13 protein-coding genes are annotated in these 16,064 nt (G+C 70.4%); 4 read left to right on the forward strand and 9 right to left on the reverse strand.

Annotated features, from left to right (window positions below; translation table 11 throughout):
- Genes ACIBEJ_RS38565 through ACIBEJ_RS38585 form a run of 5 tightly spaced genes read right to left on the reverse strand, consistent with a single transcriptional unit; the run spans window position 1 to window position 5,827 of the window.
- Complete coding sequence (locus ACIBEJ_RS38565) at window positions 1-810, reverse strand: carbohydrate ABC transporter permease (protein WP_397187879.1); 810 nt, start codon at window positions 808-810, stop codon at window positions 1-3.
- Window positions 803-1,678: a carbohydrate ABC transporter permease gene (locus ACIBEJ_RS38570; protein ID WP_397187880.1), complete on the reverse strand. Its 876-nt coding sequence runs from the start codon at window positions 1,676-1,678 to the stop codon at window positions 803-805. The genes ACIBEJ_RS38565 and ACIBEJ_RS38570 overlap by 8 nt, the downstream gene beginning before the upstream one ends.
- Window positions 1,675-2,928: an ABC transporter substrate-binding protein gene (locus ACIBEJ_RS38575; protein WP_397187881.1), complete on the reverse strand. Its 1,254-nt coding sequence runs from the start codon at window positions 2,926-2,928 to the stop codon at window positions 1,675-1,677. The genes ACIBEJ_RS38570 and ACIBEJ_RS38575 overlap by 4 nt, the downstream gene beginning before the upstream one ends.
- A 26-nt stretch (window positions 2,929-2,954) precedes the next feature.
- Window positions 2,955-4,583, reverse strand: coding sequence for a beta-N-acetylhexosaminidase (locus ACIBEJ_RS38580; RefSeq protein WP_397187882.1), 1,629 nt, complete (start codon window positions 4,581-4,583; stop codon window positions 2,955-2,957).
- Complete coding sequence (locus ACIBEJ_RS38585) at window positions 4,580-5,827, reverse strand: Gfo/Idh/MocA family protein (RefSeq protein ID WP_397187883.1); 1,248 nt, start codon at window positions 5,825-5,827, stop codon at window positions 4,580-4,582. Before ACIBEJ_RS38585 ends, ACIBEJ_RS38580 begins: the two co-directional genes overlap by 4 nt.
- 80 nt (window positions 5,828-5,907) lie before the next feature.
- On the opposite strand from ACIBEJ_RS38585, the gene ACIBEJ_RS38590 reads away from it, so the two are divergent.
- Window positions 5,908-7,146 (forward strand): ROK family protein, encoded by a 1,239-nt coding sequence (locus tag ACIBEJ_RS38590; RefSeq protein WP_397187884.1) that lies wholly within the window; start codon window positions 5,908-5,910, stop codon window positions 7,144-7,146.
- A 326-nt stretch (window positions 7,147-7,472) separates the two neighbouring features.
- Here the strand turns inward: ACIBEJ_RS38590 and ACIBEJ_RS38595 are convergent, their stop codons facing one another.
- Both ACIBEJ_RS38595 and ACIBEJ_RS38600 read right to left on the reverse strand, forming a co-directional pair.
- Window positions 7,473-8,438: an HAD-IIA family hydrolase gene (locus ACIBEJ_RS38595; protein ID WP_397187885.1), complete on the reverse strand. Its 966-nt coding sequence runs from the start codon at window positions 8,436-8,438 to the stop codon at window positions 7,473-7,475.
- A gap of 325 nt (window positions 8,439-8,763) precedes the next feature.
- Window positions 8,764-9,186, reverse strand: a complete 423-nt coding sequence (locus tag ACIBEJ_RS38600; protein WP_397187886.1) for a tetratricopeptide repeat protein — start codon at window positions 9,184-9,186, stop codon at window positions 8,764-8,766.
- 155 nt (window positions 9,187-9,341) lie between these two features.
- Between ACIBEJ_RS38600 and ACIBEJ_RS38605 the strand changes: the two genes are divergently transcribed.
- On the forward strand, window positions 9,342-10,985 hold the full coding sequence (locus ACIBEJ_RS38605) for a DUF1015 family protein (protein WP_397187887.1): 1,644 nt from the start codon (window positions 9,342-9,344) through the stop codon (window positions 10,983-10,985).
- A 39-nt stretch (window positions 10,986-11,024) separates the two neighbouring features.
- On the opposite strand, the gene ACIBEJ_RS38610 is transcribed toward ACIBEJ_RS38605, so the two are convergent.
- Complete coding sequence (locus ACIBEJ_RS38610; RefSeq protein WP_397187888.1) at window positions 11,025-11,363, reverse strand: single-stranded DNA-binding protein; 339 nt, start codon at window positions 11,361-11,363, stop codon at window positions 11,025-11,027.
- 162 nt (window positions 11,364-11,525) lie between these two features.
- Here ACIBEJ_RS38610 and ACIBEJ_RS38615 point away from each other — a divergent pair, with 162 nt between their 5' ends.
- Window positions 11,526-12,401: an MBL fold metallo-hydrolase gene (locus tag ACIBEJ_RS38615; RefSeq protein ID WP_397187909.1), complete on the forward strand. Its 876-nt coding sequence runs from the start codon at window positions 11,526-11,528 to the stop codon at window positions 12,399-12,401.
- Between the two features lie 57 nt (window positions 12,402-12,458).
- Here the strand turns inward: ACIBEJ_RS38615 and ACIBEJ_RS38620 are convergent, their stop codons facing one another.
- Window positions 12,459-13,607, reverse strand: coding sequence for a hypothetical protein (locus ACIBEJ_RS38620; RefSeq protein ID WP_397187889.1), 1,149 nt, complete (start codon window positions 13,605-13,607; stop codon window positions 12,459-12,461).
- Window positions 13,608-15,528: 1,921 nt separating this feature from the next.
- Here ACIBEJ_RS38620 and ACIBEJ_RS38625 point away from each other — a divergent pair.
- A complete protein-coding gene (locus ACIBEJ_RS38625; RefSeq protein WP_397187890.1) occupies window positions 15,529-15,939 on the forward strand; it encodes a hypothetical protein in 411 nt (136 codons plus the stop codon).
- Window positions 15,940-16,064: the final 125 nt, after the last annotated feature.

The following is a 16,064-nucleotide window of genomic DNA, read 5'->3' on the forward strand; positions in this document are numbered from 1 at the left end:
CTATCCCTTCGTTCCGGTGAATGCGATTCCGGCGATGAGCTGACGCTGCATGATCACGAAGAGCGCGATGACCGGCAGCGAGGCGACGATCGATCCGGCGAACAGGATCGGGAAGTTGGTCTGGTACTGGCCGCGCAGCGAGGCCAGCCCGGCGGCCAGCGTCATCTGCTCGGGATCGGTGTTGACCACCAGGGGCCACAGCAGGCTGCTCCACGACCACATGACGCTGAGCAGCCCGAGCGCCAGCAGCCCCGGCTTGACCAGCGGGAGCATGACGTGCCAGTAGATCTGCAGCGGGTTGGCCCCGTCGAGGCGGGCGGCCTCGTCGAGTTCGGTGGGCAGCGTGAGGAAGAACTGGCGCAGCAGGAACGTCCCGAAGGCACCGAAGACGCCCGGCGCGATCAGCGCCTGCAGCGTGTTGAGCCAGCCGAGGCCCTGCATGATCTCGTAGCGGGGCAGCAGGAACAGCTCGGTCGGCACCATGAGCACGGCCAGGAACACCGTGAAGACGGCGCCCCTGCCGGGGAAGCGCAGCCGGGCGAAGGCGAAGGCGGCCAGCGAGCACAGCAGGAGCTGGCCTGCCGTGATCGCCACGGTCACCACGACGGTGTTGAGGAACTGCCGCCCGAGCGGCACCGTCTTGAACACGTCGGTGAAGTTCTCCCACCGCCACGACGGCACGAGCACCGGCGGCACCCGCAGCGAGTCGCTGAGCGTCTGCAGGGAGACGATGAGCTGCCAGGCGAAGGGCGTCAGCATGACCAGCGCCCCGGCGATGAGCGTCACGTGCGCGGGCCAGGTCCTACGCATAGTGCACCCACTTCTTCTGCAGCCTGAACTGGATCGCGGTGAGCACGAGGATCAGGCCGAGCAGCACGACGGCGATCGCGGCGGCGTAGCCGCGCTGGTTCTGCACGAAGCCCTGCTCGTAGAAGAGGTAGACGATCGTGCGGGCGCCGGGCAGCGCCGGGCTCTTGAGGTCGATCATGAGGTAGACGAGGTCGAAGACCTGCAGCGCGTTGATCAGCGTGATGACCAGCACGAAAAAGGTCGTCGGGGTGAGCAGCGGCAACGTGATGCGGAAGAACTGGCGCAGCCGCCCGGCCCCGTCGATCTCGGCCGCCTCGTAGTAGTGCCGCGGGATGCCCTGGAGCCCGGCCAGGAACAGCACCGCGTTGTACCCGATGGAGCTCCAGACCCCGACGAGGGCGAGGGCGAAGATGGCCACGTCGGGGTCGGCCACCCAGTACGGCCCGTCGATCCCCACCAGCGCGAGCGCCTGGTTGATCGGCCCGAAGTCGCCGTTGTACAGGTAGCGCCAGGTCAGGCCCACCGCCGCGGGCATGGTGACCACGGGCAGGAAGTAGATCGTCCGGTAGACGCCCAGCCCGCGCAGCCCGCGTACGTTGAGCAGCGCGGCGACCACGATCGACAGCGGCACGCCCGCGAGCACCAGCGCCGCGTACAGCAGCGTGTTGCGCAGCGCGCCCGTCATGTCCTCGTCGGTGGCCAGCGCGGCGAAGTTGTCCAGGCCGACCCAGGTCTGCCCGCCGAACACGCCCGACTCGGTGAGGCTGAGGTAGAACGTCTGCGCGATCGGCCACACGTAGAAGACGGCCAGGCCCAGGGCCATCGGGGCGATCAGCGCGTAACCCCAGAGCCATTCCTTTCGCTTCACTCCTTGGCCAGGATCTCGTTCATCTGGGCGGCGATCTCCTTGGCGACGTCGGCCACGGGGCGCTTGCCGGTCCAGGCGTCGACCAGCAGCTTGTTCTGCACGTCCTGCCACTTCGCGGTGTCGAGCGTCACCGGGTACGGCACGCCGTGCGGCATCGCGCCCTCGAACAACCCCTTCAGGTCGTAGTCGGGGTAGGCCTTGAAGAAGCCGTCCTGGGTGCCCTCGCGGGCCGAGACCGAGGCGCCGCCCGCGTCGCTGAAGATCTTCTGGCCCTCCTCGGAGGAGAAGAACGCGGCGAAGGCGGCGGCCTCCTTCGGGTGCTCGCTCTTGGCCGAGACCGCGTTGGCCAGGGAGGCGACGATCGAGGCCTCCTGGGCCGGTCCCTTGGGCAGCGGGACCAGGTCGATGCGGGACTTCACCTCGGGGTTGGCGGCGAAGGTGGCGGCGAACCAGGACCCGCCGTAGTACATGCCGATCTTGCCCGACTGAAACATCTGCAGCGGCTCGGTGTCGTTGTACACCTCGGCCTGCGGCGCGACCTTGTCCTTGTTCATCAGGTCGGTCCAGAACTCCAGGCCCTGGATGGAGCCGGGCTCGTCGAAGCCGGACTTCTTGCCGTCGGCCGACAGCACGTGCCCGCCGGCCTGGATCATCGTGTTGTAGTACCCGCCCTGGTCCCACATCGGGGTCATGATGCCCCACTGCTTCTTGGCCGGGTCGGTCAGCTTCTTGGCGGCGGACTTGACGTCGTCCCAGGTCCAGTCGGCGGTCGGGTACTTCAGCCCGGCGGCGTCGAAGATCTTCTTGTCGTACCAGAGCGCGGGCACGCTCACACTGAACGGCAGCGCCCACAGCTTGTCCTCGTAGCGGTATCCGGCGACGGTGGCCGGGGTGAAGCCGGTCGCCTGGCTCTCGTCGGCCGGGGCGATGACGCCGCCCTTGGCGTACATGCGGACGTTGAGGCTGCTCATCCAGAACACGTCGGGCGCCGAGCCGCCGGCCGCGGCGGTCTGGAGCTTGGTCCAGTACTGGTCCCAGGGAGTGATCTCCAGCTTGACCGTGACGCCGGGATTGGCCTTCTGGAAGGCGTCGATGATCTTCTGCGCGGCGGGGGCGTCGTTCTTCTCCCACAGCGCGTAGCTGATCTCGACGTTCCCCGGCTTCCCCGGCTTCTCCGGCTCGCCGGAACCGCAGCCGGAGGCCAGCAGGGCCAGACCGAGCAGCCCGGCGAGGGGCAGGCGCTTACGCATGGTCGTTCTCCAAACAAGGGGGTGTGCTACGGCCACCGGAGGTTGGCCGTCCAGGCGGCGAGCTCGGCGTCGATCTCGGCCCTGGTCCGTGGGTGGCCCGGCGCGTCAGGGCGCCGTTGCCAGGGGTGCGGCCCGCCGGCCGGGCGATATTCCACGCCCAGCGCGTCCAGCCGCCTCTCGTGTACGGCGAGACGCCCGAGGAAGTCCTCGAAGTCGCGACCGTCGTTCCACACCGCCTCCGCGAACGCGGCCAGGCGGGGGAAGGCCATGTAGTCCAGCAGCCGGGGCGAGTCGATGTGCTCGGTCCACAGCGCCGCCTGAGCGCCCAGCACCCGCTCGCGCTCGGCCGCCGACAGACCCGGCGGCACCGGGTCGAACCCGTGCACCGCGCGCAGCCCGGTCACGCTGCCGATCGCGACCGGCTCCTGATCGCCCTCGGCCTGCCGGAAGTCCAGGTAGGTCTCGGCGAACGGCGAGACCACCACGTCGTGACCCGCCCGCGCGGCCATGGCGGCGCACGCCTGCCCGCGCCAGGCGGCCACCGTCAGGCCGGGCGGCAGCCCGCCCGCGAGCAGTTCGTCCCAGCCGACGGGCTTGCGGCCGCGGGTGATCAGGTAGTCGGTGAAGCGGCGCACGAACCAGCTCTGCAGCTCCTCGGCGTCGCGCAGGTCCAGCTCGCGCATGCGTTCCTTGGCCGGGACGCTCTCGTTCCACTGCCCCTTGGGCACCTCGTCGCCGCCCACGCAGACGTAGGCGCCGGGGAAGAGCTCCAGCACCTCGTCCAGGACGTCCTTGAAGAAGGCGATCGTGGGGTCCTCGACGTTGAGCACGTTCTCGCCGACGCCCCACTCGGTGCGCACCGGCAGTCGCGTATCCAGGTTGCCGAGCTCGGGGTAGGCGGCGATGGCGGCCTGGGTGTGGCCGGGCAGGTCGATCTCCGGCACCACGGTGACGAACCGGTCGGCGGCGTAGGAGACGATCTCCCTGATGTCGTCCTGGGTGTAGTAGCCACCGTGCGGGCGGCCGTCCCATCTGCGGTGCTTTTTGGCGCCCAGCGGTGACTCGTGGCGCCAGGCGCCGATCTCGGTGAGCTTCGGGTACTTCCTGATCTGCAGCCGCCAGCCCTGGTCGTCGGTCAGGTGCAGGTGCAGGACGTTCAGCTTGTGGGCGGCCAGCAGGTCGATGTAGCGCAGCAGGTCGTTCTTGGGCAGGAAGTGCCTGGCCACGTCGATCAGGCAGCCGCGCCAGCCGTACCGTGGGCCGTCCTCGATCGTGACGGCGGGCACCTGCCACGGGCCGGGCGCGGTGCGGGCGGTGCGGAAGGCGTCGGGGCCGAGGAGCTGGCGCAGGGTCTGGGCGCCGTAGAAGGCGCCGTGCGCGGTGGACGCCTCGATGAGGACGCGGTCCTGGGTGGCGGTGAGTCGGTACTCCTCCGCGGCCATCCCGGGCACCCGGCGCATCTCGATGCCCCCGGACCTCTCCGGCAGCGGCTTGGTCGCCTCCGGCAGGGGTAAGGCGGTGGCGGGTGCGAGTGCGGCGCGTAGCCAGGTGGCGGCGCGGGACAGTTCGGGGTCGGCGGTGAGCGTGGTGTCCGCGCCCAGGGTGAAGTTGCCCTGACCTGCGGTGACGGCGACCGGCGCCGGTACGAGCGTCACAGGGACACCACCGTGCCGGACTCGCGGGCGCGTTCGGCCGCCCACACCAGCAGGTGCCCGGCGAGCGCGTCGTCCGCGTCGCCGCCCAGCCTGCTCTGGTCCCGGTTCTCCACGGCGTCCAGGAACGCCTCCACCAGGCCGCCGTCGCCGCCGCCGTGCCCGTCGGCCAGCGAGGCGCCGCCGCCCGTCGCCTCGACGGTGTGCTCGCGCCCGGTGCGGAAGTCGACCACCCTGATCGACTCGCCGTCGCCCTCGGCGTAGCCGTGCGAGCCGAAGATCCTGGTCTTGCGGTGTTCGAGCGGGGTGAAGGCGGACATGGTGAACGCGGCCGTGGCGCCGCCGGCGAACTCCACGATCACGACCTGCTGGTCGACCACGTCGTTGTCGGTCGCGTAGACGCAGCGCCCGTACGGGCCGGTCTCCAGCGCCCGCGTGACCCCCGCCACGCTGGCGTCGGCCGTCACCGCGCCGAGCGGCCAGAACTCCTTGCGCGGGTCCCCGATCAACCCCAGGTAGAACCGCTTCGCCGAGTACGGGCAGGCCGACTCGATCTCCAGCGGGCACGACACGCAGCGGTCGGCGGCGCCGGCGGGCCGCTTGTCGGGCCGGAAGTGGATCAGCGAGCCGAAGGAGGCGACCCGGGCGGGTTCGTCCCCCACCAGGTGCAGCAGCCAGTCGAAGTCGTGGCACGCCTTGGTGAGCAGCATCGGGCCGGATCCGGCCTCGTTACGCCACGACCCGCGTACGAACGAGTGCGCCTGATGCCACCACCCGACCGGCTCCAGGTGCTGCACGCTGGCGATCTCACCGAGCACGCCGGAGGCCAGCACCCGCTTCAGCTCCGCCGTGTACGCGGTGTAGCGCAGCACGTGCCCCACGGCGAAGACGACCCCGGCCCGCTCGACGGCCTCGACGATCTCGCGGGCCTCCTTCTCGGTCGGCGCCAGGGGCTTCTCCAGGAGCAGGTCGTAGCCGAGCTCGGCGAAGGCGACGGCCGGGCCGACGTGCTGGTGGTCCTGCGTGGCGATGACCACGGCGTCGGCCAGCTTCGGCGCCCTGGCCAGTTCCTCCCAGCCCGGGAAGCAGGCCGACTCCGGCAGCCCGTGCTCGCGGGCCATGGCCGCGCGGCGTACCGGGTCCGGATCGGCCACGGCCACTACCCTGGCCCGGCCGGAGGCGGCCGCCGCCGTGGCGTAGATCTGGCCGCGCGCTCCGGCGCCGGCGATCGCGATGGTTACGGTCATCGATGTGTTCCACTCCCGACTTATGTGGGAGTCCATTAATATTCATGGATGGCCGTGCGTGGTCAAGTCCCTCTTTCGAGGTGGCGAAGACGACGGCGGCCGTACATAATGAGGTCTCCATCGAAAAAGGGAGGACCGGCGACGTGCACGTCAGCGGCGGGGACCTGCAGCGGTTGCGGCAACTGAACTCGCTCAGCAGCATCCGCGCCCTACGCGACGCGCGCCGCCCGCTCACCCTCACCGAGCTCGCCACCCACACCGGGCTCTCCCGCGGCTCCATCGTCGACGTCGTCACCGACCTGCAAGAACGCGGCTGGATCGGCGAGGTCGAACCCACCCCGGGCGGCATGGGACGGCCCGCCCGCCGCTACCGCTTCCGCGCCGACGCCGGGCACGTCCTCGGCATCGACATCGGCGTGCACAAGGTCCTGGCCACCATCACCGACCTCAACGGCCAGGCCGTCGCCAGCGGCCGCACCTCGGTCACCCCCGCCACCCCGCGCGCGCAACGCCTCGACGCCATGACCAGAGCCGTCGACGCCGCCCTGGTCGCCGCCGGCCTCACCCCCGGCGAGCTGTGGGGCGTGGCCGCCGGGAGCGTCGGCGTCGTCGACCGCGAGGGCGTCATCACCCGCGTCGACGCGCTGCCCGACTGGGCCGGCACCGACGTCATCGGCCACCTCGGCGCCCGGCTGCCCTGCCCCATCACCATCGACAACGACAGCAAGCTCGCCGCCCTCGCCGAGCAGCGCCTCGGGGTCGCGGCCGGCGTACGCGACCTCGTCTACCTCCACGCCGGCCGCCGGCCAGGAGCCGCCATAATCCTCAACGGGCGGCCCTACCACGGCTTCAGCGGCGCCACCGGTGAGGTGGGGCTCATGGAGATCACCGGCTGGCGTACCATGGCCGGCCACCTGGAATCCTCCCCCGCCGCCGCCGGAGCGCCCGTGGAGGACGCCGCCGCCCTCGTCTTCGGCGCCGCCCGCACCGGCGACCCGACCGCGCTGGCGGCCGTCGAGGCGTACGCCCGCGACCTGGCCCTGGGCACCGCCGCCATGGTCCTCACCCTGGATCCGGAAGTGGTGGTGCTGGGGGGCGGGTTCTCCCGCTCGGCCGACGTCCTGCTCGGCCCGCTAAGAAGCGCACTGGCCCCGCACTGCCTACGCGTGCCGGAGATCCGGCCTTCCTCGCTGGGTGAGGAATGTGTGGTGCTGGGGGCGGCCTGCCTGGCTCTGGACCAGATCGACCACCTGTTCTTCTCCCCGGAAGGCGAACTCTCCCACCCCACAGCCCCCCAACGCCTAACCCCCAGCCCCTAGCCACTCAGGGCCACCCAACACCACGCCGCATACCCACGCCCCTTGGGGCCTCAGCCCGTGCCCATGGCGCGGCCTCTCGGCGGTGTAGCCCGGGCGCCTCCACTGTGAGCTGCCTGTGCCCTCACGTGCCCGCCCCCTTTGACGGCCTGTCCCGCGCCTCGACCCGTGGCTGCCTGTACCCGTTGACGGCCTGTCCCGCGCCTCGACCCGTGGCTGCCTGTACCCGTGGGTGTCCACACATGCCTGTACCCGTGGGTGTCCACGCCTCGGCCCTTGGCGGCGCATTCCGCACGTGTCCCCTCAAGCCCAGTGCTTCACCACTCACGTCAGCCGATCTGGAGGCGTTCCAGCACAGGCTTGACGCTGTCCTCGTCCACCCGTCCGTCCCCGGCCGCCGCCCAAGCCGCCTCGCACGCGGTCCGCAGCCCCTCGATCCAGGCGCCGTCCCCGTCGAGGTGCAGGCTCCCGTCGGCCCACGTGGCCCGCCAGCCTTGCCGTACCTCGGGATAGTCCTCGCCCAGAGCCCGGAGATCCTCCGCGATGTAGGTGGGCCGATGCTCAGGCGCGGCGGTGAGCACGTCGAGCGGCCCCGCCACCCCCGTCAGCACCAGCAGGCTGTCCACCCCGGCGTTGGTGGCGCCCTCGATGTCGGTGTCCAGCCGATCCCCCACCACCAGCGGCCGCTCGGCCCCCGTCCGCAACATCGACTCCCGGTGCAACGGCGGCGCTGGCTTGCCCGCATAAATAGGCTCCACCCCGGTAGCCGTGGCGATCACCCGCACCATGGCCCCGTTCCCCGGCTGCTCCCCACGCCCGGTGGGCAACGTGGTGTCCCCATTGGACGCCACGAACAGAGCCCCCTGCCGAACCGCCAGCCCACCCTCGGCCAGCAACCCATAAGACACCCCGGCCGCCATCCCCTGCACCACCGCCACAGGCTGATCCAGCGCGGTGGTCACCGCCCGAAGCCCCTGATCCCGTACGGCAAGCCGCAACCCGGTCCCACCCACCACCAGCACCCGCGCCCCAGGCCCGAACCGCTCAACGATCACCCGAGCCGCCGCCTGAGCCGAGGTGACCACATCCTCCCGCTCCGCAGGCACCCCCAGCTCCCGAAGATGCGCCGCGATGGCCGCGGGCGTCCGAGAAGCGTTGTTAGTCACATAAGCCAGCCGAACCCCCCGCCCCCGGGCGGCCCCCAACGCCTCAGCCGCCCCCGGCACCGCATGAGCCCCCAGATAGACCACCCCATCCAGGTCCAGCAGCAAGGTGTCATACCGATCGACCAGCACCGCATCCCCTAACCCGCGACAACACCGCCAGCGACTCTAACCCCGCCCTCTACCCAACCCGCCACGAAACCCCACAGAAGCCCAACCCGCCACGGAACCCCACAGATGCCCAACCCCACGGAACCCGCAGAAGCCCAACCACGAGCAGCAGACAGACAATCCGCGAAGCAGCAGGCAGCCCAGACCGCAACAGCCCCCAACACACCCTCAATCCCAGAGACCACCCCAGCCCGCAACACACCTTCAACCCCGTGACCGCATCCAAGCCCCAGCGCACCCGACCCCGCACCGAGACAGCGCCACCGTCAGGACGTCGGCGAACCCCTCACATATCCCGCCGAGCCCGCAACGTCGCCCGCACATTCCGCAAAGCCGTCACATAGTTACGCTCATCCGGCCGCATGGCGACAGCGATGGCCAGCGGCTCCTGAGCCCCTTCCATATCCCCGGTACGCCACAACGACAACCCAAGCCCGAAATAGGCGTAATCCTCGGCCGGATTGGCATCCACAATCCACCGAAAGGTATCCGCGGCCTGCACATACTGCCGGGAGTTGAACTGCGCCCGAGCCAACGCCTCCCGAATGCTGCGCGACTCCGGCTCAGCCTCCACCGCACGTTCCAGAAGCGAGGCCGCAGCAGCAGGACTGCCCTCCTGAAGAAGCTTCACCCCACGCTGGTACCAGTCATAAACCCCACCAGAAGGCACTCCGGGGGAATCCTCAGGGACGTTTCCGCCTTGCATCATGCGTGAGGGCTCCTTCATCGAACGACGGCAGTTCCGCGCGATTCCCGGAGAGAGCGGGCATCGCCGGGATATGGGGGCAACCCGGGGAAGACTCGGACCTCTATGGGAGCATGCCCGGTATGGGGACTCCTGAACTACCGGTGCCAGATGGGCTAATGCTGCGCCCCTTCCGCGGTGTCCGCTTCGCCGTGGACGATCCCGGGGCGGTGACCTCCCCGCCCTACGACCTGATCTCGGACGACGACGTCCAATCTCTCCTGGACTCTCATCCCAACAACGTCGTCCGCCTCATCCTTCCCCGCCCCCCGGCCCGCCCCGCCCAGCGGTACGGCGCAGCCCGAGACGCCCTGCGCACCTGGCTGGCCGACGGCGTCCTGATCCGCGACGACCACCCAGCCCTGTACGTCTACGAGCAGCAAGCCCCCGGCATCCTCCAACGCGGCCTAATAGGCGACGTGGGCCTGGCCGCCCCGGAGCAGCGCATCATCCTCCCCCACGAGAACGTCATGCCCGGCCCCGTGGCCGACCGCCTGGCCCTGATGAGCACCACCCAGGCCAACCTCGAACCCATCCTCCTCCTCTACAACGGCAACGACCCCGCCACGCACCAGGACACCAAGGACACCCCGACAGCCGGTTACCGAGGCAGCGGCACCTCAGGCTCGGCAGCCAGCCAGGGCAGGGCAAGCCGCCTGGTCGACGAGGTGGCCACCACCCGTCCGCCGCTGGTGACCGCCGAAACCTCCGACGGCGTACGGCACAGCCTCTGGGCCATCACCGACCAGGCCGAGATCGACGCCGTGAACGCCGACCTCCGCCAGCGCCAGGCGCTCATCGCCGACGGCCACCACCGCTACGCCACCTACCGCGAACTCCAGCGCCTCGACCACACCCGCCGCCCCAGCACCACCCCCACAACCCAGCCAACAGCGGACGCGCCAACCGCAGTCACCGCCCAGCCCGCAGCGGACGCCCCGCCCGCAGCCACAACCCTGACCCCAACGGACGCGCCACCCCCAGCCACAGCCCAGCCCGCAGCGGACGCGCCAACCTCACCCACAGCCCCGACCGCACCAGACGCGCCACCCCCAGCCGCAACCCCAACCTCAACGGACGCGCCATCCCCAGCCACCGCCCCGACCGGCACCGCGGACAGGCAAGGTCCAGCGACCAACACCCCCACATACAGCTCCGTAGCAAGCCCGACGGACGCCGCCTCCGGCGAGCCCACCGGCCCGTGGGACTTCGGGCTGGCCCTGCTCGTGGACTCCGACACCTATCCGCCGGACCTCAAGGCCATCCACCGCGTCATCCCCGCCCTGCCTCTCGAAGAGGCCGCCGCCCGTGCCAAGGGCGCCTGGCGGGTCCAGGACTTCGCGGACCTGCCCTCAGGACTGGCCGCGCTGCAGGAGGCGCACGAACCCGCGTTCCTGCTGGCCGGAGAGGGCGGCGGTCACCTGCTGACCGACCCGGACCCGGTGCAGCTCGCCCGGGCCATGCCGGATGACCGCTCGGCGCGGTGGAACGCGTTGAACACCTCCGTCCTGACGGAGTTCGTCCTGCCCAAGGTGTGGGGGATGCGCGACGACGAGGTGGACGTCCGGATCGTGCACCACGACGCGCAGGCCGCGGCCGACCTGGCCACCTCGTGCGGAGGCACGGCGGTGATCCTCAACGCGCTGGCCGTCGACGACGTGCTGGCGGTGGCGGCCGAGGGCGAGCGGGTGCCGCGGAAGTCGACGTCGTTCGGCCCGAAGCCGCGCACCGGACTGGTGCTGCGCACGCTGGACACGAGCTGACCCCGCCGAACCGAAGCACGCAGACCCCGCCGAGACGCCTCAGCATGCGGCCACCGCCTCGGCCGCTGGGACGGGTGCTCTGGTAGCGGAGGCGACCTCGACCTCGTACCGCCAGATCTTGGCCTGCGGCGGGCCGTAGATGCGGCAGCGGATCGCACCGCTGATCTCCATGCGGTCGCCCGGCGCCAGGCCCTCGACGAACGCGGTCACATCGGGGTCATACGTCACGCACCGGATCGTGTCGACGACCGCCCGCGGCCGGGGCTGCGGGCGGCGCACGACCAGCCGCCACGCCGTCTGCGTGTCGCCGCTCGGCATCTCCCGATGCTCCGGCGCGCCGGACAACTTGCCGATCAGCTGGACGTCGTTGTGGTCCATCTCGCGCTCCCTCGTCGGTGAAGTGGCTGAGATCACTCTTTACGATGAGGGCATGGCCGGATCGGCTCGAACGCCGTTCTGGGGATTGTGGTGAGCGACTCGGGAGTGCTTGTGGACAACATCACCGCCCTAGGCGGCGACGTGTACGAGATCGACACGAAGATGGCCGGGTACTCCGGGATCACCGCAGGCTACCTGATCCTGGGCGACCGTCCATGCCTGGTCGAAACGGGCACCTCGACCTCCGCACCGGTCGTGCGGGATGCGCTGGCCTCGCTCGGCGTCGGCCCGCAGGACCTCGCGACGGTCGTCGTCACCCACATCCACCTCGACCACGCGGGCGGGGTGGGGGACATGGCGAAGTTCTTCCCCTCCGCGCAGATCGTGGTGCACGAGAAGGGCGCACGGCATCTGGCCGATCCGTCGAGGTTGATGGCCAGTGCCCGGATGGTGTGGGGCGACCGGCTGGACACGCTGTTCGGCGAGCTGACCCCCACCGAAGCCGAACGCATCGTCGCTCTCGGCGACACCGGCGCCATCGACCTGGGCAACGGCCGCACTCTCAGCAGCCACTACTCCCCCGGCCACGCCAAACACCACGTCGGACTGGTCGATTCCGGCACCGGTGACCTCTATGTCGGCGACGCGGCCGGCGTCTACCTCCCCGAGACCGGCGACCTGCGCCCCGCCACCCCGCCGCCCGACTTCGACCTGGAAACGGCACTCAACTCGATCGCGCTGTTCGAGACATTGGGGCCACAACGCCTCCTTTTCAGCCACTACGGCCCGGTCGAGGCGGTCCAGGAGACTCTGGAGAGGTCCGCGGAGGAGCTGCGGGTCTGGGTGGACATGACGCGGCAGGCCCGTTCCGAGGGGATGGACCTGGACCACGCCGTCGCCATGGTCCACGAACGCACCAAGGAGCGCTACCTCGCCCTCAAGTCCGACGACGAGACGGCCGAGCAGTTCGAGCTGCTCAGCGGCGCCGCCTCCAACGTCGCCGGCATCCTCCACTGGCTCGACCGCGTCTCCCCGTAGACGCCACCGCCCGCCGTACCCCGGAAAATTCCACGGTCCGGCGGGCGGCGCCGCAGGTCAGGACTCGCTCTTGTCGTCCTTGGACTCGGGCGATTCGTCGAGAAGGTCACCGAAGTCCGGCTCGATGAACGCGGGCGTGATCCCGGCCGCGGCCGGCGCCTCGTCATCCGGCTTGTCTACCGCGACCTCGACCGAGACCACAGCCTCGGCGTCGGCCTCCGTCTCGACCTCAGCTTCGACTTGGTCCGCGTCGCCGGCAGGCTCAGCGTCCTCAGCCACAGACTCCTCGACCTCGGCGACGTCCGCCACCGCAGGCTCGTCGTCAAGCAGATCGGCCGCCACCACAGGCTCGTCGTCGTCCAGCGGATCGGCCGTCGGCGCAGGCTCGTCATCGCCCAGCAGATCAGCCGCCTTCGCAGGCTCGTCGTCGTCGCCGAGCAGATCGCCCGCCTCCGCGAACGCCGCCGCGTCGGACACCTCCTCGGCCTCGACCTCGGTCTCCGCGTCGGCGTCGAAGTCCTCGTCATCCTCCTCAAGGTCCTCGATGACGGCCCCGGTCAGCTCCGCGTAGCGCTCGGCCGCGTCCGTCTCGCCGTCCTCGTCGAAGGACATGGCCCGCGCGAACCAGTCCGTCGCCGCCTCACCATGCCCGGCCTCGGCCAGCGCGTCCGCATAGGCGAACGCCAGCCGAGCCGACCAGGGACGCGGCTGCGGGTCACGCAGCTCGGGCACCCGCTGCAACGTGATGACCGCCGCGTCGTGCTGCCCCAGATCCCGCCGAGCGCCGGACTCGACGATCGCCAGCTCGATCCGCCCGGCGCGGTCAAGCCGCTCCGCCTCCGGCGAACGCACCAGGTCAAGCGCCCTCTCCGGCCGCCCGAGCCCGCGCTCACAATCCGCCATGATCGGGAGATAGGCATCCGACCCGGTCAGCCGCCGAGCCGCCCGCAGATCGCTGAGCGCCTCGGCGAAATGCCCGGCCCGGTAGGCGACGATCCCCGAAGCCTCCCGCACCACCCCGATCCGGGCCGCGAACCGCCGCCCGACCTTGGTGTGCTCATAGGCCCGATCCGGGTCATCCTCCCCGAGCGCCCGCTCGGCCGCGACCAGATGCCTGGCCACCAGGTCCGCGAGGTCGCCGGGCAGGGAGCGCAGCTCGTCGCGTACCTCCTGATCGAGCTCCTCCGCGGTGACGTCCGCCGGCATCTCGGGCAGCGGCTCGCGCTCGCGCGGCTCCTCCCGCTCGGGCTTGCCGAAGCGCGCCCGCGACCCGCCGTCGCCGTCCCTCGAGAACGGCCGCCCACGGTCGGCGTCACGCCGCTCTTCACCGCGATTGTCCCGCTCGTCACGGAATCCATCGGTACGGCGGGGCCCCCGGTCATCCCGGTAACCCCCTTCACGCGGCCCGCGATCGTCCCTGCGCGGACCCCGATCGAACCCGCCCTCGCGACGAGGACCGCGATCGAATCCACCTTCCCGGCGAGGACCCCGGTCGTAACCCCCCTCACGACGGGGACCGCGCTCATAGCCGCCGTCCCGCCTGGGGCCGCGCTCATAGCCACCCTCACGCCGAGGACCACGATCGGAACCCTCATCCCGGCGAGGCCCACGGTCATCATCCCGACGGGGACCCCGGTCGAAGCCACCCTCGCGACGCGGACCACGGTCGTAACCACCCTCGCGGCGCGGACCCCGGTCATCACCGCCCTCACGACGAGGACCCCGGTCATAACCACCTTCACGGCGAGGCCCACGATCGAAGTCGCCCTCACGACGCGGCCCACGGTCGTAACCGCCTTCGCGACGTGGCCCACGGTCGTAGCCACTGTCCCGACGCGGACCCCGATCGGAGTCCCCCTCACGCCGAGGCCCACGGTCATCATCCCGACGGGGACCGCGATCGTAGCCACCTTCGCGACGCGGACCACGATCGTCCCGACGCGGACCACGATCAAACCCACCTTCACGGCGCGGACCACGGTCATCCCGACGCGGACCACGATCGAACCCGCCGTCGCGCCGCCCGCCGCTCCCGAAGTCCGGACGCTCGGCGAACCCGCGCTCATCCCGCTCGGGGAACGCGCCCCGCGGACCATCGTTCTCGCGACGAGGCCCACGGTCATCATCCCGGCGGGGACCGCGATCGTAGCCACCTTCGCGACGCGGACCACGGTCATCCCGACGCGGACCACGATCGAACCCGCCCTCACGACGCGGACCACGATCGAATCCGCCTTCCCGGCGAGGCCCGCGATCAAATCCGCCCTCACGACGAGGGCCACGGTCGTAACCACCCTCACGACGAGGGCCACGGTCATATCCGCCTTCGCGACGCGGACCTCGATCGAAGTCGCCCTCACGACGCGGACCCCGGTCATAGCCGCCCTCACGGCGAGGGCCACGGTCATATCCACCCTCGCGCCGCGGCCCGCGGTCGTAACCCCCGTCACGACGCGGACCCCGATCGGCGTCCCCCTCACGACGGGGACCGCGGTCGTAACCGCCTTCACGGCGCGGCCCACGGTCATCCCGTCGGGGCCCGCGGTCGTAGCCGCCTTCCCGGCGACCCTCCCGCCCCCGGTCGTCGGAACGGAACGGACGGTCGCCCTGGTTTCCGCGCGAGTCGCGGGAGCCGTACCCGCCTCTGTTTCCGTATGGGCGCTTGTCTCCGTCGCGGGGTCCGTCGTCACGCCCGCGCTGTCCGCCGTCCGATCCGTTATCTCTGTTCACTTCTGGTCCATTTCGTTGGCTCACTCAGTGGACCCGTGTCTCACCCAACGGTCCACTGTGGCTGCCCGCACCGCGGGTCTTACGCGAAGAAGGCCACCCGTGGGGGTGGCCCGGCGCCTCCAGCCTAGCAAGCTCCAGCAGTTCACCGACCCGGCCGAACATTCGATCCCCCAGAAAGCCACCCCGACCAGGACAACGACATCTCGCGACGATCACCGACCGGCGCCACACAACCCCGAAGGCCCGGGACCACGCCGCAACTTCCCCACGAAGCCGGGACATCCCATCTCGCGTACGGCCCGCAGTACCTCGGCAGGAGCGTCATCACCCTCCACCCATCCATACCTTTGCCGAACGCATAAGCCGAATCTCCCCACCTCAGGGGATAAATCCAGACATGGCAACCGCATCCACACCGCACGGCCCGGCCTTCCGCCAGGAGTCCGGCTGGCTGACGTTCGCCGGGATGCTCGGCGTCGTGCTGGGCGTCTTCAACGCCATCGAGGGCTTGATCGCCCTGTTCCGCAACGACTACTTCGTCACCCCGGCAGGCCGCCTGCTCGTCTTCGACTACACCACCTGGGGCTGGATCTGGCTCGCCGTCGGCATCCTGCAGATCGCTGCGGGCGCCGGCATCATGGCCGGCCAAATCTGGGCCCGCGCAGTAGGCGTCGTCCTCGCCGCCCTGGCCATGATCGGCCAGTTCGCCTTCGTCCCGGCATATCCGGTCTGGTCCATCATCAGCATCGCCCTGTGCGTGGTCATCATCTACGGCCTGATAGCCGCCCCTCGCGACGCCACCGGCTGACCGGCGGGGTGTGCGAGAGGGTAGAGAACACGAAAAAGGGGCCCAACCAGTGGTTGGACCCCTTCAACGTGATGATTTGTGCGGCGGTGACCTACTCTCCCACACCCTCCCGAGTGCAGTACCAT

The sequence above is a fragment of the Nonomuraea sp. NPDC050790 genome (assembly GCF_044456745.1).
In the GTDB taxonomy this organism is placed as follows: Bacteria; Actinomycetota; Actinomycetes; order Streptosporangiales; family Streptosporangiaceae; genus Nonomuraea.